General features: G+C 37.7%; 28 protein-coding genes. 25 read left to right on the forward strand and 3 right to left on the reverse strand.

What is annotated here, in order from left to right; genetic code table 11:
- Positions 1-96 precede the first annotated feature (96 nt).
- The gene (locus tag ACQRDX_RS02535) at positions 97-549 is read right to left on the reverse strand and encodes a universal stress protein (RefSeq protein WP_427894342.1); all 453 of its coding nucleotides are present in this window, start codon (positions 547-549) and stop codon (positions 97-99) included.
- A gap of 141 nt (positions 550-690) precedes the next feature.
- Between ACQRDX_RS02535 and ACQRDX_RS02540 the strand changes: the two genes are divergently transcribed.
- The 17 genes from ACQRDX_RS02540 (at position 691) to ACQRDX_RS02620 (ending at position 16,338) form a co-directional block, all read left to right on the forward strand.
- Positions 691-2,430 (forward strand): glycerophosphoryl diester phosphodiesterase membrane domain-containing protein, encoded by a 1,740-nt coding sequence (locus ACQRDX_RS02540; protein ID WP_427894340.1) that lies wholly within the window; start codon positions 691-693, stop codon positions 2,428-2,430.
- A 73-nt stretch (positions 2,431-2,503) separates the two neighbouring features.
- Positions 2,504-3,718, forward strand: a complete 1,215-nt coding sequence (locus tag ACQRDX_RS02545; RefSeq protein WP_354369333.1) for a pyridoxal phosphate-dependent aminotransferase — start codon at positions 2,504-2,506, stop codon at positions 3,716-3,718.
- Between the two features lie 110 nt (positions 3,719-3,828).
- Positions 3,829-4,614, forward strand: a complete 786-nt coding sequence (codY, locus tag ACQRDX_RS02550; RefSeq protein WP_427894337.1) for a GTP-sensing pleiotropic transcriptional regulator CodY — start codon at positions 3,829-3,831, stop codon at positions 4,612-4,614.
- A gap of 3 nt (positions 4,615-4,617) precedes the next feature.
- Positions 4,618-5,169: a cysteine hydrolase family protein gene (locus ACQRDX_RS02555; protein WP_427894335.1), complete on the forward strand. Its 552-nt coding sequence runs from the start codon at positions 4,618-4,620 to the stop codon at positions 5,167-5,169.
- Positions 5,170-5,291: 122 nt separating this feature from the next.
- A complete protein-coding gene (gene gatC, locus ACQRDX_RS02560) occupies positions 5,292-5,594 on the forward strand; it encodes an Asp-tRNA(Asn)/Glu-tRNA(Gln) amidotransferase subunit GatC (RefSeq protein ID WP_354369327.1) in 303 nt (100 codons plus the stop codon).
- Positions 5,594-7,060 carry an Asp-tRNA(Asn)/Glu-tRNA(Gln) amidotransferase subunit GatA gene (gene gatA / locus ACQRDX_RS02565; protein WP_354369325.1) on the forward strand — a complete coding sequence of 489 codons (1,467 nt, stop codon included), beginning with the start codon at positions 5,594-5,596 and terminating at the stop codon, positions 7,058-7,060. Before gatC ends, gatA begins: the two co-directional genes overlap by 1 nt.
- A complete protein-coding gene (gatB, locus tag ACQRDX_RS02570) occupies positions 7,061-8,500 on the forward strand; it encodes an Asp-tRNA(Asn)/Glu-tRNA(Gln) amidotransferase subunit GatB (RefSeq protein WP_427894333.1) in 1,440 nt (479 codons plus the stop codon).
- 76 nt (positions 8,501-8,576) lie between these two features.
- Entirely contained in the window at positions 8,577-9,485 is a 909-nt protein-coding gene (locus ACQRDX_RS02575; RefSeq protein WP_427894331.1) for a DMT family transporter, read from the forward strand.
- A gap of 292 nt (positions 9,486-9,777) precedes the next feature.
- The gene (locus tag ACQRDX_RS02580) at positions 9,778-10,305 is read left to right on the forward strand and encodes a YqeG family HAD IIIA-type phosphatase (RefSeq protein WP_354369138.1); all 528 of its coding nucleotides are present in this window, start codon (positions 9,778-9,780) and stop codon (positions 10,303-10,305) included.
- A gap of 1 nt (position 10,306) precedes the next feature.
- On the forward strand, positions 10,307-11,413 hold the full coding sequence (gene yqeH / locus ACQRDX_RS02585; RefSeq protein ID WP_427894328.1) for a ribosome biogenesis GTPase YqeH: 1,107 nt from the start codon (positions 10,307-10,309) through the stop codon (positions 11,411-11,413).
- 44 nt (positions 11,414-11,457) lie between these two features.
- A complete protein-coding gene (yhbY, locus tag ACQRDX_RS02590) occupies positions 11,458-11,769 on the forward strand; it encodes a ribosome assembly RNA-binding protein YhbY (protein WP_427894326.1) in 312 nt (103 codons plus the stop codon).
- A gap of 27 nt (positions 11,770-11,796) precedes the next feature.
- On the forward strand, positions 11,797-12,429 hold the full coding sequence (locus ACQRDX_RS02595) for a nicotinate-nucleotide adenylyltransferase (RefSeq protein WP_427894324.1): 633 nt from the start codon (positions 11,797-11,799) through the stop codon (positions 12,427-12,429).
- A complete protein-coding gene (gene yqeK / locus ACQRDX_RS02600; RefSeq protein WP_427894322.1) occupies positions 12,426-13,016 on the forward strand; it encodes a bis(5'-nucleosyl)-tetraphosphatase (symmetrical) YqeK in 591 nt (196 codons plus the stop codon). The genes ACQRDX_RS02595 and yqeK overlap by 4 nt, the downstream gene beginning before the upstream one ends.
- An 11-nt stretch (positions 13,017-13,027) precedes the next feature.
- Positions 13,028-13,384, forward strand: a complete 357-nt coding sequence (gene rsfS / locus ACQRDX_RS02605) for a ribosome silencing factor (protein WP_354369128.1) — start codon at positions 13,028-13,030, stop codon at positions 13,382-13,384.
- A gap of 69 nt (positions 13,385-13,453) precedes the next feature.
- Complete coding sequence (locus tag ACQRDX_RS02610) at positions 13,454-14,191, forward strand: class I SAM-dependent DNA methyltransferase (RefSeq protein WP_427894320.1); 738 nt, start codon at positions 13,454-13,456, stop codon at positions 14,189-14,191.
- Complete coding sequence (locus tag ACQRDX_RS02615) at positions 14,188-15,276, forward strand: nucleotidyltransferase (RefSeq protein ID WP_427894318.1); 1,089 nt, start codon at positions 14,188-14,190, stop codon at positions 15,274-15,276. The genes ACQRDX_RS02610 and ACQRDX_RS02615 overlap by 4 nt, the downstream gene beginning before the upstream one ends.
- A gap of 168 nt (positions 15,277-15,444) precedes the next feature.
- Positions 15,445-16,338 carry a family 43 glycosylhydrolase gene (locus ACQRDX_RS02620; RefSeq protein WP_427894316.1) on the forward strand — a complete coding sequence of 298 codons (894 nt, stop codon included), beginning with the start codon at positions 15,445-15,447 and terminating at the stop codon, positions 16,336-16,338.
- 72 nt (positions 16,339-16,410) lie between these two features.
- Here the strand turns inward: ACQRDX_RS02620 and ACQRDX_RS02625 are convergent, their stop codons facing one another.
- Both ACQRDX_RS02625 and ACQRDX_RS02630 read right to left on the reverse strand, forming a co-directional pair.
- Complete coding sequence (locus ACQRDX_RS02625; protein ID WP_427894314.1) at positions 16,411-17,103, reverse strand: gamma-glutamyl-gamma-aminobutyrate hydrolase family protein; 693 nt, start codon at positions 17,101-17,103, stop codon at positions 16,411-16,413.
- Positions 17,104-17,297: 194 nt separating this feature from the next.
- Positions 17,298-18,251 (reverse strand): DDE-type integrase/transposase/recombinase, encoded by a 954-nt coding sequence (locus ACQRDX_RS02630; RefSeq protein WP_427894312.1) that lies wholly within the window; start codon positions 18,249-18,251, stop codon positions 17,298-17,300.
- Between the two features lie 225 nt (positions 18,252-18,476).
- Between ACQRDX_RS02630 and ACQRDX_RS02635 the strand changes: the two genes are divergently transcribed.
- From ACQRDX_RS02635 to ACQRDX_RS02670, 8 genes are all read left to right on the forward strand, one after another.
- Positions 18,477-19,193, forward strand: a complete 717-nt coding sequence (locus ACQRDX_RS02635) for a YebC/PmpR family DNA-binding transcriptional regulator (protein WP_354369119.1) — start codon at positions 18,477-18,479, stop codon at positions 19,191-19,193.
- A 153-nt stretch (positions 19,194-19,346) separates the two neighbouring features.
- The gene (locus ACQRDX_RS02640) at positions 19,347-20,123 is read left to right on the forward strand and encodes a transporter substrate-binding domain-containing protein (RefSeq protein ID WP_427894310.1); all 777 of its coding nucleotides are present in this window, start codon (positions 19,347-19,349) and stop codon (positions 20,121-20,123) included.
- Between the two features lie 15 nt (positions 20,124-20,138).
- Positions 20,139-21,293, forward strand: coding sequence for an amidohydrolase (locus ACQRDX_RS02645; RefSeq protein WP_427894308.1), 1,155 nt, complete (start codon positions 20,139-20,141; stop codon positions 21,291-21,293).
- A gap of 71 nt (positions 21,294-21,364) precedes the next feature.
- Complete coding sequence (locus ACQRDX_RS02650; protein WP_427894306.1) at positions 21,365-22,204, forward strand: amino acid ABC transporter substrate-binding protein; 840 nt, start codon at positions 21,365-21,367, stop codon at positions 22,202-22,204.
- A 177-nt stretch (positions 22,205-22,381) separates the two neighbouring features.
- Positions 22,382-23,236, forward strand: coding sequence for a MetQ/NlpA family ABC transporter substrate-binding protein (locus ACQRDX_RS02655; RefSeq protein WP_427894304.1), 855 nt, complete (start codon positions 22,382-22,384; stop codon positions 23,234-23,236).
- Between the two features lie 74 nt (positions 23,237-23,310).
- Positions 23,311-24,684 (forward strand): M20/M25/M40 family metallo-hydrolase, encoded by a 1,374-nt coding sequence (locus ACQRDX_RS02660; protein WP_427894302.1) that lies wholly within the window; start codon positions 23,311-23,313, stop codon positions 24,682-24,684.
- Positions 24,677-25,741, forward strand: coding sequence for a methionine ABC transporter ATP-binding protein (locus ACQRDX_RS02665; protein WP_427894300.1), 1,065 nt, complete (start codon positions 24,677-24,679; stop codon positions 25,739-25,741). Before ACQRDX_RS02660 ends, ACQRDX_RS02665 begins: the two co-directional genes overlap by 8 nt.
- Positions 25,742-26,434 (forward strand): methionine ABC transporter permease, encoded by a 693-nt coding sequence (locus tag ACQRDX_RS02670; protein WP_427894298.1) that lies wholly within the window; start codon positions 25,742-25,744, stop codon positions 26,432-26,434.
- Positions 26,435-26,487 lie beyond the last annotated feature (53 nt).

Here is a 26,487-nt window from a genome sequence, read left to right on the forward strand (position 1 = left end):
ACCAACCTATTTAGGATAAAAAATAAAAAGTGAAACCGATGATTTAATCGGTTTCACTTTTTTAGATTAGAAACTCAATATGTCAAGCTTTAATGTTTAGAAAGTTTTTTCAGGATCACGGACGATAAGCAGATCAACTTTTGCATGACGAAGAATGTATTCTGATGAAGAGCCGATGAGTAGGCGTTCAAAAGTATTTAGCCCAGTTGCTCCGACCATGATAAGATCCACCCCTTCACGATCAGGAATTTCAGTAGCTAAAAGTGGTTTTGGGTTGCCAAATTCAACAACCTTTTTAACCTTTAATAGTCCTTTTTTATTAGCTTGTTGCTCATAATCATTCAAAACCTCCTTAGCCTCTTGTTCAAGTTTTTCATAAACATAAGCATCAAAAGTGGCAACACTCTGGAGGGCACGAGTATCGATAACATGAGTCAAAAGAAGCTCAGCACCATTTCTGAGAGCGACATTAACCGCTTTTTCAAAAGCAAGCTCAGATTCATAAGAACCGTCAATAGCAACTAGGATACGTTCATATTGATGTGACATAAGTTTGACCTCCTTATCTTTTATGATTTTATTGTACTCCTTTTTTTAAAAAAATGAAAGCGTTTTTACAAAAAAGATGAAAATTTTTTGATGCCAGTGAGAAATTTTCTGTTAGAATAAAGAAAAATGAAGGGAGAAAAAATGATTAGGAAAGTTTTAAGAGATCTTTATCAACATAAATATACCTATATCTTAAAAGCCTTGCTACTACAGCTATTTTTAACTACTATAGGGATTTATATCTTATCAGAGCTCTTTTCGTTGATTTTATTTTTAGGAAATCAAGTCCAACTCAATAAGGATAATCTAGCTGATTTCTTTTTAAATCCTTTAACGTTACTGGGATTTATCCTTTATTTCTTTGCGGTTGCTCTTTTGGTTTATATGGAATTTTCTATTTTAGTAGAGATTATTCGTCAAAAAGATAGTCCAATAAGGGTAACGATTAAGCGATCTTTGTTTAAAATTAAGCCATTTTTAAGATCCATCTCTGGTTTTCATTTATTTGCCTTTATCGGTTACTTGATCTTAACTGTCCCCGTGGTGCAATATGTGATGGCATCTTCTTTAGTTGAAAAGCTTTACATTCCCAAATTTATTACCGATGAGCTCATGAAAAGTAGTCCTACTCGGTATATCATGATGGCAATGGGGATTTTGGTTTTTTATTTGAACATTCGCTTTATTTATACCCTTCCTTTAACAGTGATAAAAGAAGCTCCGTTTTTGTCTAACATGAAAGAAAGTTGGCAACTCACTAAAAAGAAAACGTTCACGATTTTATGGCAGCTAGCTGTCATTGAATCGGTCATTTTAGTGACCTTATTTAGCATTGCTTTGCTGATTATAATGGGCTTAAATTATATTGATAGTAGTGAAAAACATCTGATATTACAAACAATCTTTTTAAGCTTTTCATGGGGAGTGCTGTATTCAGCCTCATTGTTATCTAAGTTATCTTCTATTTCTTATCTTTTATCCAGTATCAATGAAGATAAAAGTCCTTATCTTCTTTCTGTCCCAAAAGTTAGAAAGAAAAAAAGACTCTTAGCTTTAATGATCTTGGTCACTGCTATGGGACTAGTCACGATGGCTTGGAATTTGGAGCGTTTTAGTGGCGCAGCTTTTAATAAAAATATTAAAACAATTGCACATAGAGGATACGTGTCAAAGGGTGTGGAAAATTCGATTGAAGCACTTGAAGGAGCTGCTAAACAAGGTGTGGACTATGTTGAGATGGATATTCTATTAACCAAGGATCATCACTTTGTGGTTATTCATGACAATAATCTCAGTCGTCTCGCTGGGGTTGATAAAAATGTTAGTGATCTCAAAGCAAGTGAGGTTATAGGACTTGCGATTCATCAAGATGGTCATCAGAGTACAATTTCTTCTTTTGAAGATTATGTCGCAAGGGCAAAAGAGCTAGGTGTCAAATTGTTAGTTGAGTTGAAACCGCATGGGTCAGAACCAGATAACTACGCCCAGTTATTTGTAGATAAGATGAAAGAGCTGGGTGTTGAAAAAGATTACCAAGCCATGTCGCTAGATTTATCAGTAATGGAAAAAATAGAACAATTGGCACCAGAGATACAGACAGGTTATGTCATTCCTTTACAGATTGGGAATTTTGACAAAAATAAGGTTGATTTTTGGGTTATTGAAGATTTTTCATATCGCGAACGTTTGGCTTTAGAAGCTAAGTATCTAAAAAAATCGCTCTATGTTTGGACGGTAAATGATGAGGATCAAATCGAAAAATATCTAAACAGCTCAGTTGATGGTATGATTACGGATTATCCTAATTTAGTTAAGGAAGCTAAGAAGTCTCTGGAGGAGAATGATTCATATGTGATGCGCTTTTTAAGTCTTCTTAGTTGAAAAAATATATTTAGTTCACCTTTTTATAAATTTAGTTTATAATTTTAACAAGTAAAAAATTTGAGGTATGATTATGAAATATTTTGATAAATCATCGAAATTAGAGCATGTTGCTTATGATATTCGTGGACCAGTATTAGATGAAGCCATGCGTATGCGAGCTAATGGAGAGAAGATTCTGCGTCTAAACACTGGGAATCCAGCAGAATTTGGTTTCACAGCTCCTGATGAAGTGATTCGAGATCTTATCATGAATGCACGTGACAGTGAAGGTTATTCAGATAGTAAAGGGATTTTTAGTGCTCGAAAAGCCATTATGCAATATTGTCAGCTAAAAAATATTCCAGATGTTGACGTTGAAGATATTTATATCGGAAATGGTGTCAGTGAGCTGATTACGATGAGCATGCAGGCTTTATTAGATAATGGAGATGAGGTTTTGGTTCCTATGCCAGACTATCCTCTTTGGACGGCAGCGGTCAGTCTTGCTGGTGGTCATGCGGTGCATTATATCTGTGATGAGCAGGCAGAGTGGAACCCTGATATAGATGATATTAAGTCTAAGATCACATCTAATACTAAGGCTATTGTTCTTATCAATCCTAATAATCCAACAGGTGCCCTTTATCCAAAAGATATTTTAGAGCAGATTATTGAGATAGCTCGTCAACATGACTTGATTATTTATTCAGATGAGATTTATGACCGTATGGTCTTTGATGGGGCAACACATATTCCTATCGCGAGTCTAGCACCAGATTTATTTGTGGTCACGATGAACGGGCTATCAAAATCACACCGTATTTGTGGCTTCCGTGTAGGGTGGATGGTTTTATCTGGTCCTAAAGAACATGTCAAAGGCTATATTGAAGGTCTAAACATGCTATCAAATATGCGTCTTTGTTCAAATGTCTTGGCGCAACAGGTGGTTCAGACTTCTCTTGGTGGCTATCAGTCAGTAGATGAGTTGTTAATACCTGGAGGGCGTCTTTACGAGCAACGTGAGTTTATCACTAAAGCCATCCAAGATATCCCTGGTTTATCAGCTGTTAAGCCTAAGGCAGGCTTATATATCTTCCCTAAAATTGACACGACCATGTATAATATCACGGATGATGAACAGTTTGTCCTGAATTTCTTGAAGCAAGAAAAAGTCATGTTAGTTCATGGACGAGGTTTCAACTGGAAGGATCCAGATCATTTCCGTATTGTTTATCTGCCGCGAGTGGAAGAATTGGCAGAAATACAGGAAAAAATGGAGCGTTTCCTCCGTCAATACCGTCGTTAAAAAACAGAAATTATTAAATTAAAATAATGTAGGGAATTTTCTGATAATTGTTTGCAATTTAAGAAGAGCTTTGTTATAATTGGGGGGAATGATCAAAGAAAGAGTAAAAAATGGCAAATTTATTATCAAAAACAAGAAAAATAACATCGATTTTACAACGCTCAGTCGATAGTCTGCAAGGAGAGTTACCATACAATATTATGGCTGATCAACTTGCTAATATTATTGATTGTAACGCTTGTATTATCAATGGTGGCGGTGTTTTACTTGGTTACGCAATGAAGTACAAGACCAATACCGATCGTGTCGAAGAATTTTTTGAAGCTAAAAAATTTCCTGAAACTTATGTTAAATCGGTGAGTCGTGTCTATGATACTGAGGCGAACCTTCCTATTGACAGCAATTTAACAATTTTCCCTGTGGAGTCTAAGGATATCTATCCTGATGGCTTGACGACTATTGCCCCTATTTATGGTGGAGGGATGCGTCTAGGGACACTGATTATTTGGCGTAATGATAAAGAGTTTAACGATGATGATCTTATCCTGGTTGAGATTGCCTCAACAGTAGTTGGTTTACAACTGCTTAATCTTCAAACTGAGAATTTAGAAGAAACCATTCGTAAGCAAACCGCTGTTAATATGGCGATTAACACCCTTTCTTATTCAGAAATGAAAGCTGTTGCAGCGATCTTGGGTGAATTAAACGGAACAGAAGGGCGCTTGACGGCATCTGTTATTGCAGATCGTATTGGCATTACTCGTTCTGTTATTGTTAATGCTCTTCGTAAGCTAGAGAGTGCAGGGATTATTGAGAGTCGCTCTTTAGGAATGAAGGGGACCTACCTCAAAGTCATTAACGAAGGCATTTTTGATAAGATTAAGGATTACGAATAGTCTATGGTAAAAGCTTTAATTTCAATTGATTACACCTATGATTTTGTGGCTGATGACGGTAAATTAACAGCAGGAAAGCCTGCTCAAGCGATTTCAGAGGCTATTTATCAAGTCACTCAGGCCGCTTACGAGGCAGGAGATTACATCTTTTTTGCGATTGACGGTCATGATGAGGGAGATAAATTTCACCCAGAAACCAATCTTTTTCCTCCGCATAATATTATAGGAACTAACGGCCGTACCCTTTATGGGAAATTGTCGGATTTTTATCAAGAACATCACTCAGATAGCCGTGTTTTTTGGATGGATAAGCGCCATTATTCAGCATTTTCAGGGACTGATTTGGATATTCGTTTACGTGAGCGTCGTGTTGATACCCTTGTGTTAACAGGGGTGTTGACAGATATTTGTGTTTTACACACAGCCATTGATGCTTATAATTTAGGTTATCAGATTGAAATTCCAGAAAAAGCTGTTGCCAGTCTGACAAAAGAAAATCACGATTGGGCTTTGGCGCATTTTCAACAGGTTCTAGGTGCTAGAATCATTAAATAAAGAGTTGGTTTACCCCAGCTCTTTTTACATTTGCTGTGAGTTTAGCAAGAAAAGAAGATAGGTGATTACTTTAAAATGTGGTATAATAAAAAACGATAGACTAATTGGAGGATAAGCTCAAAATGAAAATTTCTGAAGCAGAAGTTCGTCACGTTGCTCAGTTGTCAAAACTGTCTTTTAGTGACGAAGAAACCGCAGAGTTTGCGACAACTCTAAGTAAAATTGTTGATATGGTTGAGCTCTTAAACGAAGTGGATACAACAGGTGTCGCGGTTACAACAACCATGGCAGATCGAAAAAATGTCTTGCGTGAAGATGTGGCTCAAAAAGGGGATGACCGCTCAGAGCTCTTTAAAAATGTCCCAGAATCACAAGATAACTTTATTAAAGTTCCAGCCATTTTGGATGGGGGAGGAGATGCTTAATGACATTTAATCATAAGACTATTGAAGAATTACATGATCTTCTGGTGAAAAAAGAAATCTCAGCCCTTGAGTTAACCAAGGCAACACTTGAAGATATTAAAAGCCGTGAAGATGCTGTTGGAAGTTTTATTACAATTGCTGAAGAAGCAGCGCTTGCTCAGGCAGCGCGTGTTGATGAAAAAGGAATTGATGCTGATAATCTTCTGTCAGGTATTCCTTTAGCGGTTAAAGACAATATTTCAACTAAAGGGATTTTAACAACAGCTGCTTCAAAAATGTTATACAACTACGAACCAATCTTTGATGCAACAGCGGTGGCACAAGCCTATGCCAAGGATATGGTGGTGATTGGTAAGACTAACATGGATGAGTTTGCCATGGGAGGATCAGGTGAGACCTCTTATTATGGTGCTACTAAAAATGCTTGGGACCAAACGAAAGTTCCGGGGGGGTCATCAAGTGGTTCTGCAGCAGCAGTTGCATCTGGTCAGGTTCGCTTATCACTTGGTTCGGATACAGGTGGTTCTATTCGTCAACCTGCAGCTTTTAATGGGATTGTTGGGTTAAAACCAACTTATGGAACCGTTTCGCGCTTTGGCTTGATTGCCTTTGGTTCTTCACTTGACCAGATTGGTCCATTTTCACAAACAGTAAAAGAAAATGCACAACTTTTAAATGTTATTTCAGGTCACGATGCTAAAGACTCCACCTCTACAGTCAATGAGATTGCAGATTTTACAAGTAAGATTGGTCAAGAAATCAAAGGAATGAAGATTGCCCTCCCTAAAGAATATATAGGTGAAGGAATTGATCCAGCGGTTAAGGACACTATCTTAAAAGCAGCCAAGCATTTTGAGTCACTAGGCGCTGTAGTAGAAGAGGTTAGCCTACCACATTCTAAATATGGTGTTGCAGTTTATTATATCATTGCATCATCAGAAGCTTCTTCTAACTTGCAACGTTTTGATGGGATTCGCTATGGTTTCCGCGCAGACGATGCTAAGAATTTAGAAGAGATTTATGTGAAAACACGTAGCCAAGGATTCGGTGAGGAAGTGAAGCGTCGTATTATGCTAGGAACTTTTAGTTTGTCATCTGGTTATTATGATGCTTATTTCAAAAAAGCAGGTCAAGTCCGTAGCTTGATTATTCAAGATTTTGAAAAAGTCTTTGCAGACTATGATTTGATTTTAGGTCCGACAGCTCCGACAGTTGCTTTTGGTCTTGACACCTTGAATCATGACCCAGTAGCTATGTACTTAGCAGATTTATTAACAATCCCAGTTAACCTTGCAGGTCTTCCAGGAATTTCCATTCCAGCTGGTTTTGTAGAGGGCTTACCTGTAGGATTACAACTGATTGGTCCAAAATATTCAGAAGAAACCATCTATCAAGCGGCATCAGCGTTTGAAGCGACAACTGATTACCATAAACAACAACCAGTGATTTTTGGAGGTGACAAGTAAATGAACTTTGAAACTGTCATTGGACTTGAGGTCCATGTTGAGTTAAACACCAATTCTAAGATTTTCTCACCTTCTTCTGCTCATTTTGGTGAGGACCCAAATGCCAATACCAATGTGATTGACTGGTCCTTCCCAGGAGTTCTTCCTGTTCTTAATAAAGGGGTTGTTGATGCGGGGATTAAGGCTGCCTTGGCTTTAAATATGGCTATCCACAAGGAAATGCATTTTGACCGTAAAAACTATTTCTACCCTGATAACCCTAAAGCTTATCAGATTTCTCAGTTTGATGAGCCGATTGGTTATAATGGTTGGATTGAGATAGAACTAGAAGATGGCTCAACTAAGAAAATTCGTATCGAGCGTGCGCATTTAGAAGAGGATGCAGGAAAGAACACTCACGGTACAGATGGTTATTCCTATGTGGATCTCAACCGTCAAGGTGTGCCATTGATTGAGATTGTATCAGAAGCAGATATGCGTTCGCCTGAGGAAGCTTACGCCTACTTGACAGCTCTTAAGGAAATTATTCAGTACACAGGAATTTCAGATGTTAAGATGGAAGAAGGGTCCATGCGTGTGGATGCCAATATTTCTCTTCGTCCTTATGGTCAAGAAGCTTTTGGAACTAAGACAGAAATTAAAAACTTGAACTCCTTTAACTATGTGAAAAAAGGGCTCCAACATGAAGTAGAACGTCAAGCGAAGATTTTACGATCAGGTGGTCAAATCCAGCAGGAAACCCGTCGTTACGATGAAGCTACTGGCGAGACGATTCTCATGCGAGTTAAGGAAGGATCATCAGACTACCGCTATTTCCCAGAACCAGATCTTCCTCTTTATGAGATTGATGATGCCTGGATTGAAGAAGTTCGTGAAACCTTACCTGAATTTCCAAAAGAACGTCGTGCCAACTACGTGGAAAACTTGGGCTTGACAGCCTATGATGCAGGTCAGTTGACTTCTACCAAGGCTCTGTCTGACTTCTTTGAAACAGCAGTGGCAGTAGGTGGCGATGCTAAACAAGTTTCCAACTGGTTGCAAGGAGAGGTGGCTCAGTTCTTAAATGCTGAAGGAAAAACTTTAGCTGCGATTTCTTTGACTCCTGAAAACTTAGTAGAAATGATTAGCTTGATTGCTGATGGTACGATTTCTTCTAAAATTGCTAAAAAAGTCTTTGTACATTTGGCAAAAAATGGAGGGTCAGCGCGTGATTATGTTGAAAAAGCTGGTTTGGTACAGATTTCAGATCCAGCAGTTTTGATTCCAATTATCCATCAAGTCTTCGCAGACAATGAAGCAGCGGTAGCCGACTTCAAGTCAGGTAAACGCAATGCTGATAAGGCCTTTACAGGTTTCTTGATGAAAGCCACTAAAGGCCAAGCCAACCCACAAGTAGCTCAAAAATTATTAGCAGAAGAGCTGGCTAAGTTATTGGATTAATCTAAAAAAGCTATTTCCTAAAAATAGGAAGTGGCTTTTTAACTCTTTAAATGAAAATAAAAAAAGGAAAATGATAATGGATAGTAAATTAAAAGGCAGTCTTTTAACTGTAACGGCGGCAATTTCTTGGGGACTATCAGGCGTGAGTGGTCAGTACTTGATGGAGCACGGTGTCCATGTCAATATGCTGACCTCGATCAGACTTCTCATTGCAGGGATTTTATTAACGGGATTTGTGGCACTGAGAGATGACAAGGTTCTTATCCAGATGTTTTTGGATAAAAAGACCTTGCTGATGGTCTTTATTTTTAGTTTAGCTGGACTGGTATTAAATCAGTATGCTTATTTACAAGCTATTCATCATACCAATGCAGGAACAGCTACTGTGTTACAATATGCCACACCTGTTTTAATTTTAATTTACATGTCGATAAAAACTAGGGTTATGCCTAGTATGATTGAAGTCCTATCTATTGTTTTGGCTATTTTAGGAACCTTTATTATTGCAACACACGGCTCTTTTGCCAGTTTAGCCTTAACACCAAAGGGCTTATTTTGGGGAATTTTTTCTGCTTTCACTTATGCAGCCTATATTTTAATTCCAGTAGAGATGATTAAGCGATGGGGAAGTCTTCCAGTTATTGGCTTGGGGATGCTATTTGGCGGAATGGTATTCCCAATTGGTGTAGGAGTTTGGCGCTATGATGCTCATGTGACACCTGATAATCTTTTAGCTTACTTTGGAATTGTGGGAATCGGAACCATTGTAGCCTATACCCTATTTTTAAAAGGTGTTAGCATGGTTGGGGCTGTAAAAGGAAGCTTATTAGCAGCTATTGAACCAATTGCTGCTGTTATATTTTCAATTATTTTGATGAAGGAGATTTTTTATCCTATTGATATTTTGGGAATGATTTGTATTTTATCAGCAGTTATCTTGATTAGTATCAAAGATATATTGATTATGAAAAAGTATAGAAATTAGTTTATATTAATAATAAGTAAATTTATTGTAAAAACATTTTTGATATCTTGGACGATGTCAAATTAGCAGATGAAAAATAATATGAAGACGTTTAAAAATAAAAGAGCTAGCTGATAATAACAATATTGATATTATAATATTTCGAAAGTGATAGGAGTTTTTTATTGTCAATTAATAAAGTTTATTTTTGCTATTTTAGGAGAATTAAGAGATAAATCACGATGTTAGCGTCAGTATCTTTTTTTCTGATATTATGGTAAAATAAAGGGTAAATTTATTTTTGGAGAAAATTGTGAGTATAGATGATTATAGGCCGGACTTTTTAGTTGAGGCAGTTTATGATTTAACCCCAGACCGTTTGCGTCATCATGGTATAAAGGCTGTTTTAGTCGATTTAGACAATACCTTGATTGCATGGAACAACCCTGATGGCACCCCAGAGCTTCGTGACTGGTTGGATAGTATGACAGAAGCCGATATGCCTGTTGTAGTAGTTTCTAATAATAAGCACTCACGAGTTGAGCGTGCCGTTGACAAATTCGGTGTGGACTTTGTGAGTCGTGCCATGAAGCCTTTTACAAGGGGGATTAAGATTGCAATTGATCGCTATGGCTTTGATCCGACAGAGGTTGTTATGGTAGGAGATCAACTCATGACCGATATTCGTGCAGCTCACCGTGCTGGTATTAAGTCTATCTTGGTAAAACCGTTGGTCACATCAGATGCATGGAATACCAAAATTAACCGTTGGCGTGAACGTCGTGTAGTAGCCAAGTTAGAAGATAAATACGGAAAACTAAACTATCAAAAAGGAATTTAATTTGGAAGAATTATACTGTATTGGCTGTGGAGCCCAGATTCAAACCAAGGACAAAGAAAAAGCAGGTTACACTCCAAGTGCTGCCCTTGAAAAAGGGCTAGAAACGGGTGAGGTTTATTGTCAACGTTGCTTTAGATTACGTCACTACAATGAAATCACAGATGTTAATATTTCAGATGATGAGTTTTTAAAACTCCTTCATGAAGTAGGTGATAGTCAAGCTCTTGTGGTTAATGTTGTGGATATTTTTGACTTTAATGGCTCGATTATTCCAGGGCTACCTCGATTTGTAGCTGGAAATGATGTGCTTTTAGTGGGAAATAAAAAAGATATCCTACCTAAATCAGTCAAAGATGGAAAAGTAACCCAATGGTTGACAGAACGAGCGCATGAAGAAGGCATTCGTCCTGTTGATGTGGTGTTGACCTCAGCACAAAATAAGACAGCTATTCGTGAGCTTATCGATAAAATTGATGCCTATCGTAAGGGACGGGATGTGTATGTTGTTGGAGTAACTAATGTTGGAAAATCAACTCTAATTAACGCCATCATTCAAGAAATTACAGGTGATCAAAATGTTATTACGACTTCTCGCTTTCCTGGGACAACTTTAGATAAGATTGAGATTCCACTTGATGATGGTTCCTATATCTTTGACACACCAGGGATTATTCACCGTCACCAGATGGCACATTATTTAAGTGCTAAAGACCTCAAGTATGTCAGCCCTAAAAAAGAGATTAAACCAAAGACCTATCAGCTCAATCCAGAACAAACCCTATTTTTAGGTGGTTTAGCACGTTTTGACTATATCTCGGGTGAAAAGCAGGGCTTCACGGTCTTTTTAGATAATAACCTTAAACTTCACCGTACCAAAATGATTGGTGCAGATGCTTTTTATGACAAGCATGTTGGGAGTCTATTGATGCCACCTGGGCCTAAAGATTTAGCAGGCTTTCCAAACTTAGTCAAACACGAATTTACCATCACTGAGAAGACAGATATTGTTTTTTCTGGCCTAGGATGGATTCGTGTTACAGGTAAAGCAAGGATCGCAGCATGGGCTCCAGAAGGTGTTGCTGTCCTACTTAGAAAAGCTTTAATTTAAAGATAGTCTAATAAGCGCAAGCTTTTATAAAAAAAGGAGAAAAAATGGCACTTACGAGTAAGCAACGTGCTTTTCTAAAATCAGAAGCACACAGCCTAAAACCGATTATTCAGATTGGGAAAAACGGTCTAAATGATCAAATTAAAACCAGTGTCCGCAATGCTCTAGATGCTAGAGAATTGATTAAGGTCACTCTGTTACAAAATACTGATGAAGATATTCATGAGGTAGCAGAAATTTTAGAAGACGAAATCGGTGTTGATACCGTATTAAAAATTGGACGAATTTTGATTCTTTATAAAGAATCATCACGCAAAGAAAACCGTAAACTTTCACCTAAAGTAAAAGCGATTTAAGGTGGAAAGATCGGTTCGGAGGATGCTATGGCAATTGAACTCTTAACACCATTTACAAAAGTAGAACTTGACACGAAAGACGATAAAAAAGGACGCAAACAGGTTGGTATCCTAGGTGGAAATTTTAACCCTGTTCATAACGCACATTTGATAGTAGCAGACCAAGTGAGGCAACAACTGGGACTAGATCAAGTCTTCCTAATGCCTGAATATGAGCCACCGCATGTAGATAAAAAAGAAACGATTGATGAAACGCATCGTCTCAAAATGATTGAGTTGGCACTTGATGGCATTGACGGTTTAGCAGTAGAAACGCTTGAACTAGAGCGTAAAGGGGTTTCCTATACCTATGACACCATCAAAATGTTAACGAAACAACATCCTGATGTGGACTATTACTTTATTATCGGAGCTGATATGGTGGCTTATCTTCCAAAATGGTATAAGATTGATGAGTTAGTGAAAATGGTTCAATTTGTCGGCGTTCAAAGACCAAAATTTAAGGCTGGTACTAGCTATCCTGTCATTTGGGTTGATGTTCCCTTGATGGATATCTCATCGAGTATGATTCGTGATTTTATCAAGTCTGGGCGGACCCCTAATTTTCTTCTTCCTAAACCTGTTTTGGACTATATCAAAGAAGAAGGACTTTATCAATGACCTATGAAAAGTATATCAATCTCTCTCGTGAAGACTTATTAGTGGCCTTGCAAAAGGTCATGAGTGAGAAGCGTTTTCAGCATGTATTAGGTGTGGAAAAGGCAGCTATTCATCTAGCGCAGTTAAATGATTATGATCAAGAAAAAGCAGGTTTGGCAGGGCTTTTGCATGATTATGCCAAAGAGCTCTCTGATGAAGAGTTTTTATCTCTGATTGATCGCTATGCACTTGATCCTGATTTGAAAAATTGGAATAACAATGTTTGGCATGGTATAGTTGGTATCTATAAAATTCAAGAAGACCTAGGTCTGAGGGATGCTGAGATTTTACGCAGTATTGAATGCCATACTGTAGGTAGTGCTCAAATGACAACACTGGATAAGATTGTTTATGTAGCCGATTATATTGAACACAATCGCCAATTTCCTCTTGTTGAGGAGGCGCGCTTGATTGCTGAGGAAGATCTCGATCGTGCAGTGGCCTATGAAACGGTGCATACTGTTGAATACCTAGCTAAAAAAGCTCTTCCTATTTATCCCAAAACCCTAGAAACATACAATGCTTATGTTCATAAGCTGAAAGAATAAAGGAGAAAGCAGTGACAGAAAAAGAATTACTAACATTAGTGGTGAGTGCTGCCGATGAAAAACGTGCAGAAGATATCGCTATTTTAGATTTACAGAGTTTAACGAGCATGACAGATTATTTTGTCATTATGAGCTCAACAAACAGCCGTCAACTCGAAGCAATTGCGGAAAATATCCGTGAAAAAGTGAAAGAAGCAGGGGGTGACCCTAGCCATGTTGAAGGTGATGCCAAAGGAGGATGGGTCTTACTGGATTTAAATAGTGTGATTGTCCATGTCTTCTCAGAAGATGAGCGTGACCACTATAACTTGGAAAAACTTTGGCATGAAGCCCCTTTGCTTGATGTTTCAGAATTTTTACCTAAATAATAAATCAATAGAGGTTGAGGTAGGTTATCTCAACCTCTATTAACCATTTTAGAAAGGATAAAAAGATAGATGGCAACATATGAAACCTTTGCGAGAGTTTATGATAGCATCATGGACGATAGCCTTTATGATAAGTGGACAGACTTTAGTTTACGACACTTTCCTAAACATAAGAAAAAATTATTAGAGTTAGCTTGTGGAACAGGGATTCAGTCTGTCCGTTTTGCTCAAGCGGGATTTGAGGTTACTGGCTTAGATTTGAGTGCGGATATGCTTGAGCTTGCTAAAAAGCGCGCTTCCTCAGCACATCAAAAGATAGACTTTCTTCAAGGCAATATGCTCGACTTATCAAATGTTGGGAGTTTTGATTTGGTAACTTGCTACTCAGATTCCATCTGTTACATGCAAGATGAAGTGGAGGTTGGTGATGTTTTTGGAGAAGTTTATAATTGTCTAAATGAGGGAGGTGTCTTTATTTTTGATGTCCACTCCACTTATCAAACTGACGAGGTTTTTCCAGGCTATTCTTATCATGAAAATGCAGAAGATTTTGCTATGGTATGGGATACTTATGCCGATGAAGCCCCTCATTCTGTTGTGCATGAGCTAACCTTTTTTATTCAGGATGATGATGGACGTTTTACTCGCTTTGATGAGATTCATGAGGAGAGAACTTACGAGATTCTGACCTATGACATTTTATTAGAGCAAGCAGGATTTACAGATGTTAAGGTCTATGCTGATTTTGAGGATAAAGAGCCGCAGGAGCAATCTGCACGTTGGTTCTTTGTAGCTAAAAAACCATGATTACAGGAATTGTTGCAGAGTTTAATCCCTTTCATAATGGTCATGCTTATCTTTTAGAAAAAGCCCAAGGCTTAAAAATTGTAGCAATGTCGGGGAATTTTGTGCAGCGAGGGGAACCTGCACTTGTGGACAAATGGACCAGAGCCCAAATGGCCTTGGAAAATGGAGCTGATATCGTTGTGGAACTCCCTTTTTTGGTTTCAGTTCAAGCAGCAGATCACTTTGCACAAGGAGCGATAGCTATCTTAGCGCGATTAGGTGTGGATAACGTGACCTTTGGAACAGAAGAAGTGATTGATTATCAAAAGATTTCCACACTTTATGTGGAAAAACAGCAAGAAATGGCAAATTATTTGTCTAGTCTACCTGAAACCTTATCTTATCCACAAAAAACGCAGGCCATGTGGGAAAAATTTGCTGGTTTAAGTTTCTCAGGCTCCACCCCAAATCATGTCCTGGGTCTAGCTTATACGAAAGCAGCAAGTGCTTATGGCATCACCTTGAGCCCTATTCAAAGGCAAGGTGCAGCTTTTCACTCTGAAGAAAAAGAGACAAACTATGCCTCAGCAACTGCTATTAGAAAGCATATTTCAGATCAAGCTTTTGTGGATAAGTTTAGTCCTTCAGCGCAGTTACTTTTATCTTGTCCACAAGTCTCTTGGGAAAACTATTTTTCTTACCTCAAGTATCGTATTTTAAGCCAAGATAATTTGACGACAATTTATCAAGTCAATCAAGAAATGGCACAGCGTATTAAAGTAGCTATTAGAACAGCTTCTTCTCTAGATGAGTTGGTAGAAAAAGTTGCGACGAAACGCTATACTAAAGCTAGAGTTAGACGAATGTTGACTTATATTTTAGTGAATGCCAAAGAAACAACCTTACCTGAAGAGATTCATGTCTTAGGATTTAATGCAAGAGGACAGAAACATCTTAAGTCCATAAAAAAAAGAGTTCCCTTGGTCACAAAAATTGGCCAGAAACCTTGGGATGAATTGACACAAAAAGCAGATGACCTCTATCGCTTAGGTCATTCTGATATCAAGGAACAGAACTTTGGTCGCATTCCAGTAAGAACCTTGTAAATAACATCGGCTAGATAGGAGTTTGTATTTTAAATGGATGGACTGGTATTATGTGAGCCTTGTTTTATCAATTGTTCAAGGGGGATGAGCTATCTTTTCAATTAGTATCATAAAATGAAGGAGTACTATCTGATAAAGCATATGGAGAAACAAAGAGATAAAAAACAGATGAGCTATTGTATAGTGGCATTTGTGTTAGTATTGATGGCGGTTTTCATTTATATGGTAGGACGATCGCGTTACTTGTATGCATTTTTTAAGAATGATGACCAAAAAATACAGATTTATACAGGGTGGCGTCCGAATGCTATCAGTTTATATAAAGAACTTCAAATCGTCGGTAGAGATCCTTCTATTCTTAGAGTGGGAGAGTATTACTATATTGCTGTTACAGAATTTGATCCTCAGACAGGTAAGGACTTTGTCATCTATAAAACGAAAGATTTTAATCAGATAGAACGTCATGAGATAAAGGCTGGTTTAACGACTCCTCAGACCCAAAGTGTCTGGGCACCTGATTTATTTCAGACAAAAGATGGAAAAGTGGGTGTTGTCATCTCAGTACAAGCAGAAGGAAATCCTTTAGAAACAGATAAAAATGGTAATGAGATGAAGGTGTTTGACAACTATACCATGATATTAAATTTGGAAAATATGACAGTTTCCACGGTTAAAAAGTTATTGTTAGATGGAGGCAATAAAATTGATGGTCATATTTTTTGGGACACTGATTCATATCGCTTACTGATAAAGGATGAGAAAAATAAGGAGATAGAATTGTGGTCAAGCAACGATTTTGTTACTTGGTCTCAAGATTATGACACTATTCCTCAAACTAAAACAGATATAGAAGGGGCATTTGTGATAAAAAGTGGTGGTTTATATACCATATACACAGATGAATATCCAGAAGGGAATAAAAAAGCTGGAGGTATTTATTTTACTCAAACGAGAGACTTTAAGCATTTTTCAAATCGCCAAAAACTAACAACAAAAGACCACATTAGGCACGGATCGGGCTTGTATCTTCCCTCTATATTTGAATTCTGGGTAGATAGATAATTTAAAACTATTAGTATCTCATAAGGAGAAATGAATAAAAAAACTCGTCTGGGTTGTTGACCAGACGTTTTTTTATAATTCATTAACCACATATTGAAAGAGCTTGAAGTTTTCATTTTTTTCTTGAATCAGGAGTTCTGGGTGCCATTGGACACCGAGGTAGGCAATTTTATTGCTTCTTACTGCTTCGATGGTGTTATCTTTGGGATCAACTGCAATAACCTCAAGAGATGGTGCTAAATCTTTAATGGCTTGACGGTGAAAGGAATTAATGCTATTTTTAGAGCCAAAAATGTTAGCTAATTCGGAATTTTTTAAGACTGTGATCTCATGGGTAGTTTGAGAGCCTAGTTCACTTTGCCAGTGATTTTTTATCGATTGTTCCAGTGTTCCCCCCATGGCAACATTAACCAGTTGGGTACCGCGGCAGACGCTAAAAATCGGTTTATTTTGTTTGATAGCCTCAGTAACAAGGGCTAGTTCAAATTCATCACGTTCACGATGATAGTCATCACTATCAATAGTTTGTTCTTCACCATAATAGTCTGGCAGTACATTTTGTCCACCTGTGATAATAAGTTTATCAATCATATCAACATAATCCTTAGCAATGGCCACATCACCGATTGGTAAGATGATAGGAATTCCTCCAGCTTCTTTCACGGCCTCAGAGAATGCCTTAGAGGCAAAGGTACGGGTGATGGCTTTATTAGGATCTAATTGATTGGTTTCGTTTCCAGTAATTCCGATAATTGGTTTTTTCATTCCCTTGTCCTCCCTTTTAAATGGCTTTATTATCATAACACGATTTTAGACTCTTGTGAAATAGGAATTTCTTATCACTTTGATAGGAAAAACAAAAGACTTATTTTGCTCGTGAAAGCAGTCTAAATATGTACCTTTGTTAATGATGTGAGACCTAAAATGTTATTTTGAAGCTATCCATTTGTTAAGCTTTACTAGGAGCTAGCTCCTAGTAAAGCTTTTCTGATATCGATAGGAGATTTCCAGACTAAAGTTTGCATAGGGAGCCGATTAGAACGATAAAGATAGGTTTTCATCTGCTTGATCAGATCGTCATAGGAATAGAAGGTCAAGTGCTGATAGAAACGTCGATTGTCATTTCGATGACTGCGTTCAACCTTACCATTATGTCTGGGTGTTCGAGGACGAATCAGCTTGTGCTCAATGCCCAGTTCCTGACAAAATAAGTCTAGTGGGTGAACTTGTTTGGTTTCTTTGAAATGAGTGAACTCAAAGCCATTATCCGTTTGGAGGATTTTTGGTTTGTATCCAAAGTGTTTAATAGCCATTTTGAGAAATTGAACCGTTGAGTAGGACGACTGCTCTTTGAAAGGGAATATAAAGCGTTCTCGACTGGCCTCATCAATGACGGTATACTGGTAGAATTTGTCAGGTAGTTTTCCTGTGTAGCAGTGAGTCGGGACGTATTTGACATCCATCTGCCACTTGATACCGAGTTTAGTCGGCGTGTCATATGGTTTTGGGACATAAGGTTTTTTCTTTGTTTTAGGGGATTTGAAGAAGTCCAGTTTTCTCAAGATTCGAAATAGTGAGCAAGGGTGTCTATCATATCCCTTATTTGTTTTGAGTTTGTAAAAAATTTCGATGAGGGTTGCGTTTGGATTTCTTTTGATGCAGTTTTTAATCCATGTTAGCTCTTGCTCGGTGTGAGCCTTTGGATGAGGTGTTAGAGGTCGATGGGATCGATTTTTCAACGATTCTTTAGTTCCATCAAATCGCTTATTCCAGCGCATGAGAGAGGCTTTTGAAACTTTGTAACGTCGACAGATGAAGGCGACAGAGGCACCATTTTGGTAGGTTTTAACAGCGTGGTAGCGTGTTTCTAGAGTGTGTGGTAAATAGCGAAGATTTTGTGATATACTAGTCATGAGAAGATTCCTTTTTGGTGAGTGGTGGTACTCTTATCATATCAGGGAATCTTCTTTTTGACTTCTAGAAGTCTCACATCTATTGTAACGCTACATTTTGCTCGTGAAAGCAGTCTAAATAATATTTTACCAAATGCTGACAAAGTGCTATAATATAAGGGATATTAATTTTCGCTCTGCTTTTAAAAAGCGAGATAAAACTAAAAAGATAAAAGGAGATTACCCATGGGACGTAAGTGGGCCAATATTGTTGCCAAAAAAACTGCTAAAGACGGAGCAACGTCTAAAATTTATGCTAAATTTGGTGTAGAGATTTATGTTGCAGCTAAGCAAGGAGACCCAGATCCAGAAACAAATGCGGCTCTACGCTTTGTTTTAGAGCGTGCTAAACAAGCGCAAGTACCAAAGCATATCATTGACCGTGCCATTGATAAGGCTAAAGGTAATACAGATGAAACCTTTGTCGAAGGACGTTATGAAGGGTTTGGACCAAATGGTTCAATGATTATCGTTGATACTTTGACATCCAATGTTAACCGTACAGCTGCCAATGTTCGTACAGCTTATGGTAAAAACGGTGGAAATATGGGAGCATCTGGCTCAGTTTCGTATTTGTTTGACAAAAAAGGTGTTATCGTTTTTGCAGGCGATGATGCAGACAGTATTTTTGAAATCTTACTTGAGGCTGATGTGGATGTAGATGACGTTGAGGCAGAAGATGGCTCAATTACAGTCTATACTGCACCGACAGATCTTCATAAAGGAATCGAAGCCCTTCGTGCTAATGGAATTGAAGAGTTTCAAGTAACAGAACTTGAGATGATTCCACAATCAGAAGTGGAGCTTTCAGGTGAAGATCTTGAAACGTTTGAAAAACTCATTGATGCTCTTGAAGCAGATGATGATGTCCAAAAAGTTTATCACAATGTAGCAGATTTTTAAGTTTTACTGATAAAAAATGGTCTAACAGACGCAATCTATGTGCATCTGTTAGGCTTTTTTGATATCTTTTTTCTATCACTGTGATAAAAAAGAAGTATTAGCCTTTTAGGATTAGGGATGTTATCATGGTCAAAATGAAAAGGAGTAGTGACGATGAAAAAAGTGTTGATAAGTTTAGGATTAGCTTTTCCTCTAGTTCTTGGAGGAGCATCTGCCAGTGCTGATGAAAAGGAAATTGTCGTGGCAACTGCAGGCGATATTAAACCCTTCTCTTATGAGAGTAAAGGGCAATTAACAGGTTATGATATTGAGGTGTTAAAAGCAGCCGATCAATTGATTGAAGACTATAAGGTAACCTTTAAAAAAACATCTTGGGAAAGTATTTTTCCTGGTCTAGATAGTGGTCGTTATCAGGCAGCAGCTAATAATCTGAGTTATACAGAAGAGAGGGCAAAGAAGTATCTTTATTCAACAGCTATTGCTCAAAATCCCCTAGTTTTAGTCAGTAGGCCTTCAGAAAAACTACGAACTCTGTCTGACTTGGCAGGTAAGACTACTCATGACGATGTAGGGACTTCAACCGCACAGTTGGTGGAAGAGTGGAATAAAAAACAGGAAAATCAGTCTTCAACTATCGTTTATACTGGAGAAGATATCGGAAAACGTCTTTTTGATTTGAATGAAGGAAAGTTTGATTACTTGATTTTTGATAAAATCAGCATTGAAACCCTTATCAAACAAAAAGGTTATGATTTAGAAGTTGCCGATTTAAAAACAGATCTGAACCCTAATAACTATATTGTCTTTTCAAAAGATGCCAAGGACTTTGCATCCCAATTTGACAAGGCTGTTAAAAAACTTTATGCTAAAGGGGAGTTAGAAAAATTAAGTCAAACCTATCTCGGAGGTAGCTATTTACCAGAACAATAAAAGAGTGGAGAATTTATGGAATCGGATTTTTACGACAATCTTTCTAAAGTGAGACAGCATATTCATGCCAATCCTGAAATTTCTAACAAAGAATTTCAAACGACTCAATTTTTACAGCAACGATTAGAAGCTTTGGATATTAAGATTTTAGACTTGCCTTTAACAACTGGTCTTGTCGCTGAAATAGGGCAAGGTTATCCTATCATTGCCTTAAGAGCTGATATTGATGCTCTTCCTATTGTGGAAAAAAATACCTTTTCTTATGCTAGTCAAAATGGTGCCATGCATGCTTGTGGACATGATTTTCATCAAACATCATTATTGGGAGCTGCACAACTATTAAAAGCTAGAGAATCAGAATTAAGAGGAAGGGTTCGCTTGATTTTTCAACCAGCTGAAGAAGTGGCAACAGGTGCCTATGCAATGATTGATGCAGGTGCCTTAGAAGACGTCTCTGCTATTATTGGTTACCATAATATGCCTTTTTTAAAACCCGGTCAAATCGGCCTACGTTCAAAGGCTATCATGGCAGCTGTTGAAAAATTTAAAGTTTGTGTGACTGGTGTGAGTGGTCATGCTGCCAGACCTGATTTGGGAGTGGATACTGTTTTAACCATTACAACGATGGTGAACAATCTTCAAGCAATTGTGTCACGTCAGGTTTCTCCTTTTGAACCGACGGTGTTATCGGTCACGCATATTGAGGTTGGCTCGGCTTGGAATATTATGCCTCATCAAGGTTTTTTTGAAGGAACAATTCGAAGTTTTACACCAGATAATCGTATTTTTTTACGTCAGAAGTTTACGCAGATTGTGGAGCAGACGGCTCAACAATTTGGAGCAGAAGTTGATATTCAGTGGGATCAAACGCCAAATGTCACTTATAACGATGAGATTCTAACCCCTTTGATAGCGGAAAATAGTAAAAGCTTTGCAGAAGTGATTGAGGTTGCTCCTGTTACGGGTGGGGAAGATTTTGCGGCTTATCAAGAAAAGATTCCAGGCGTATTTGCTTTTATTGGTGCAAATGGAGATCCTGATGCTCCCGATCTTCATCATGATACCTTTAAGGTAAAAGATGAAGCTCTACCAATTGCTGTTAAATACTATGTTAACAATGCTGAAATGTTATTGGCATATTTTGGTGATAAAGAAAAGCTATCACGGTGATAAAAATTATCTACTAGCTAGTATTTTTAAATCGTGGTAAGATAGGTTTACTAACGTTTTGGAGGAATAATATGAAATTGAAAAAAGTAGTGACGTTTGCAGGTATTGCGGCAGCATCGGCTCTTGTTTTAGCGGCATGCAGTTCATCATCGTCAAAAAGTAGTACTGCATCAAGCTCGAAAGAAGAAGTTGTATTTGCTACTGTTGGGACAACTGCACCATTTTCATATGAAAAAGATGGTGAGTTAACAGGTTATGATATCGAAGTGGCTAAAGCTGTATTTGAAGGTTCTGATAAATATGAAGTGAAGTTTCAAAAAACAGAGTGGACTTCTATCTTTACTGGTCTAGATTCTGGAAAATTCCAAATGGGTGGAAACAACATTAGTTACTCAGAAGAACGTGGGGCTAAATACCTTTATTCTTACCCAATTGGGTCAACTCCTCAAGTTTTAACCGTTCCAAAAGATTCAGAGATTAAGTCGTATGAGGACATTGCTGGACACTCTACTCAGGTTGTACAAGGAACAACAACTGAGGCTCAGTTAAAAGAGTTTAATGATAGTCACAAAGATAATCCTGTTGAATTGAAATATACTAATGAAAATATCACTCAAATTTTGACTAGCTTGAGTGAAGGGAAAGCAGACTTTAAGATTTTTGATGCCCCAACAGTTAACTCTGTTATTAAAAACCAAGGTCTAGATAATTTACAGACGATTGAGTTAGAATCTAAAGAACAACCATTCATCTACTTTATTTTTGGACAAGATCAAGAAGAGCTCCAAACATTTGTTAATGAGCGACTAAAAGAGCTTCAAGCAGATGGTACATTGTCTAAGTTAGCCAAAGAATATCTTGGTGGGGACTATGTTCCAACAGCAGATGACTTAACTGTTCCTAACAAATAATCACATCAAGTCTAGAGCAATATGCTCTGGGCTTTTTTAAAAATTGTCAAACGAGACGTTTGATTTACCTTATAGTTATTTTCTATATCCAGACTTAGCTAATAACAATTTGCTAGATGACCTATATTGTGAGAAAATAGAAAACAGTTAAAGATGAAAATTAAAGGTGGAAATATCATGAAATTGAAAAAAGTATTAGGAATTACAGGATTAGCTTTAGCATCAACACTAGTTTTAGCGGCTTGTGGCTCAAAGCAAACAGAAGATAAAAATACCCTAACAATTGGTGTTATGACTAAAACAGAGTCAGATGAAGCTCGTTGGGAAAAGATTGAAGAACTTCTAAAAGAAGATGGCATTACCTTGAAATACAAGGAGTTTACAGATTATTCACAACCTAATAAGGCATTAGCAAATGGAGAAGTGGATCTTAATGCCTTCCAACACTATAACTTCCTTAACAACTGGAATAAAGAAAATAAAGGGGATTTAGTATCTGCTGCAGAAACTTATATTAGCCCAATTAACCTTTTCTCTGGTACAGATTCTTCTGGTAAAGCAAAATACACTAAAGTCTCAGATCTTCCTGATGGTGCTCAAATTGCGGTACCAAATGATGCGACAAATGAAAGCCGTGCTCTATATGTTCTTCAGGCAGCGGGCTTGATTAAACTAGATGTTTCAGGTGAGGAACTTGCAACGATTGCTAATATCACTGAAAATAAGAAAAATCTTGATATTAAAGAGCTAGATGCTAGCCAGACTGCTCGTGCTTTGACATCAGCTGATGCGGCTATTGTGAACAATAGCTATGCAGTACCAGCAGGTATTGACTATAATACCTCACTTTATAAAGAGCAAGCAGATGAGGATTCAGCAAAACAATGGATCAATATTATTGCAGCTCCAAAAGATTATAAAGAATCAGACAAAGCGGATGATATTGCTAAGTTGATCAAAGCTTATCACACAGATGAAGTGAAAAAAGTGATTGAAGAAACATCAAATGGTGTAGATGTTCCAGTTTGGTAAAAAACATAAGAGGTTGAGTTAACTTACGGAGCATGGGATTTTCCCAGCTCCATTTTGTCGTATAAGGAGAGAAGATGGCGTTTTCAAGCGAGCGTGAACAAATTGAAAAATTTAAAAATGATGAAGTTGCCCAACATTATTTTGAGGTTTTGCGGACGCTAATCTCAAAAAAGTCAATTTTTGCGCAACAAATTGGCTTAGCTGACGTAGCGGCTTATTTAGGAGAAGTTTTCTCAAGTGTTGGTGCAGAGGTGACGATTGATGAATCTTATACGGCTCCTTTTGTCATAGCCAAGTTTAAAAGTCCAAATCCTGATGCTAAAACCATTATTTTTTATAATCATTATGATACTGTACCAGCAGATAAGGACCAAAAGTGGACGGATGATCCTTTTAAATTGACCATTAGAAAGGGCTACATGTATGGTCGAGGGGTTGATGATGACAAGGGACACATCACGGCACGTTTAACAGCTGTCAGAAAATATATTAAAGAAGTTGGTCCTCTTCCTGTTAATGTGACTTTTATCATGGAAGGAGCAGAAGAGTCTGCTTCAACGGATTTGGATAAATATCTTGCCAAGTATCAGAAAGATCTTCTTCCAGCAGATTTTCTTGTTTGGGAGCAAGGAGCTAAAAATAGTTCAGGTCAACTGGAAATCACAGGTGGTAATAAAGGCATTGTGACTTTTGATTTATCTGTCAAAAGTGCTGATGTTGATATTCATTCAAAGTTTGGTGCAGTAATTGATTCGGCTTCTTGGTATTTACTAAGTGCTTTAAACAGTTTACGGGATGAAACTGGTCGGATTTTAGTTGAGGGGATTTATGATCAGATTAAAGAGCCTAGTCAGCGTGAGTTGGATTTAGTTGAGGAGTATGCTCTTGAAAATAGTGAAACTTTAAGAAAACTATATGGTCTGCGATTACCTGCTCTTAAAAAAGAACGTCGTGATTTTTTAAGAACTTATTATTTTGAACCTGCCCTCTCAATAGAAGGGTTGAGCACTGGTTACCAAGGTCAAGGTGTTAAAACCATTATTCCGTCTAAGGCTTCTGCTAAGATGGAGATGCGCTTGGTTCCAGGTCTTAGTCCTCACTATGTTTTAGAGCAAATTCAAAAACATTTGAAACAGGCAGGTTATGATCATATCCGTGTGACCTATACTCTTGGTGAGGAAGCTTATCGATCCGATATGTCATCACCTGCTGTTTTAAAAGTTATTGAACTAGCTAAAGCTTTTTATCCAGAAGGAATTTGTGTCCTGCCTACTGCTGCAGGAACGGGTCCTATGCACACCATATATGAAGCATTAGGTGTCCCTATGGCAGCTTTTGGCTTAGGTAATGCCAATAGTCGAGATCATGGTGGAGATGAAAATGTTTCTATAGCTGATTATTATACCCATATTGAATTAATTAAGGAGTTAATAAAATCTTATGCCTAATCCTATTATTAAATTAGACCATATTGACATTACGTTTCATCAGAAAAAACGTGTCATTGAAGCTGTCAAAGACGTTACCGTTCATATCAATCAAGGTGATATTTATGGTATTGTAGGTTATTCTGGTGCTGGAAAATCAACCCTTGTTCGTGTGATCAACTTACTACAAGTTCCAACAGCTGGTAAGATTACAATTGATGGTGATGTGACCTTCTCAGATGAAAAAGTTCAGCTGAATCCAGCAGCCTTACGTCAGAAACGCCGTGATATTGGAATGATTTTTCAACACTTTAACTTGATGGCACAAAAAACAGCACGTGAAAATGTTGCTTTTGCCCTTAAGCACTCTTCTTTGACGACAGAGGAGAAAGCTAAAAAAGTTGAAGAATTACTAGACTTGGTTGGCCTTGCAGAACGTGCTGATAATTACCCATCTCAATTATCTGGGGGACAAAAACAACGTGTTGCGATTGCGCGTGCTTTGGCAAATGACCCTAAGATCTTGATTTCAGATGAATCCACATCAGCTCTAGATCCTAAAACTACAAAACAGATTTTAGCCTTATTGAAAGATCTTAATAAAAAATTGGGTCTTACGATTGTGATGATTACCCATGAAATGCAGATTGTTAAAGATATTTGTAATCGTGTAGCCGTGATGCAAAATGGAGTACTGATCGAAGAAGGAACAGTTCTTGATATCTTTTCTAATCCTAAAGAGACGTTGACCCAAGATTTTATCAAGGTTGCTACAGGGATTGAAGATGCTATGGAAAAAATTGAACAACAAGATATTGTTCAGCATCTTCCAGCAAATGCTCTGTTAGCTCAACTCAACTATGCAGGAACTTCTACTGATGAACCTATTTTAAACGAGATTTATAAACGTTATGAAGTAACAGCAAATATTTTATTTGCCAATATTGAGATTTTATCAGATACTCCTGTTGGTGAGTTGATTGTAGTCTTATCAGGTGAAAAAGAAAAACTAGTACAGGCTCAAGTAGCTATTAAAGAGGCAGGGATTGATTTAATCGTATTAAAGAAAGGTGCTTAAATGACAAACTTAATTCAAACATATCTACCAAATGTGTATCAATTGGGCTGGAGTGGTGATGCTGGTTGGGGAACTGCAATTTTTACGACACTGTATATGACGGTTATCCCTTTTATCATTGGTGGGATAGCAGGATTAGCGGCAGGTCTTTTATTGGTTATGACAGGACCAGGTGGTGTTATTGAAAATAAGCCAATTTATTGGATTTTAGATAAGATTGCTTCTGTTTTTAGAGCTATTCCATTTATCATCTTATTGGCGATTTTGATGCCTGTGACCATGTTGATTGTTGGGACAATGTTGGGGCCTGATGCTGCTAATGTTTCCTTATCTGTAGCAGTATTTGCCTTCTTTTTACGACAAGTGCAAGTCGTTTTATCAGAGCTAGATAAAGGAGTGATTGAAGCAGCACAAGCTTCTGGCGCGACAACTTGGGATATTGTTGGGGTTTACTTATCAGAGGGCTTACCAGATCTTATCCGTGTGTCAACAGTAACCCTTATCTCTTTAGTTGGTGAAACGGCTATGGCTGGTGCTATTGGTGCAGGTGGTCTGGGAAATGTGGCCATTTCTTATGGTTATAACCGCTTCAACAATGATGTTACTTTTGTGGCAACTTTGATTATTCTTCTTATTATTTTTGCTATTCAGTTTGCGGGTGATAGTTTGACACGAAAAATCAGTCACCGTTAAGCTTTTGTTTAAGAACATAAAAAACGACTATCAGATATAAAATCTGGTAGTCG

Origin of the sequence: Streptococcus sp. SGI.013, assembly GCF_050315295.1 — a bacterium.
Lineage (GTDB): Bacteria > Bacillota > Bacilli > Lactobacillales > Streptococcaceae > Streptococcus > Streptococcus porcorum.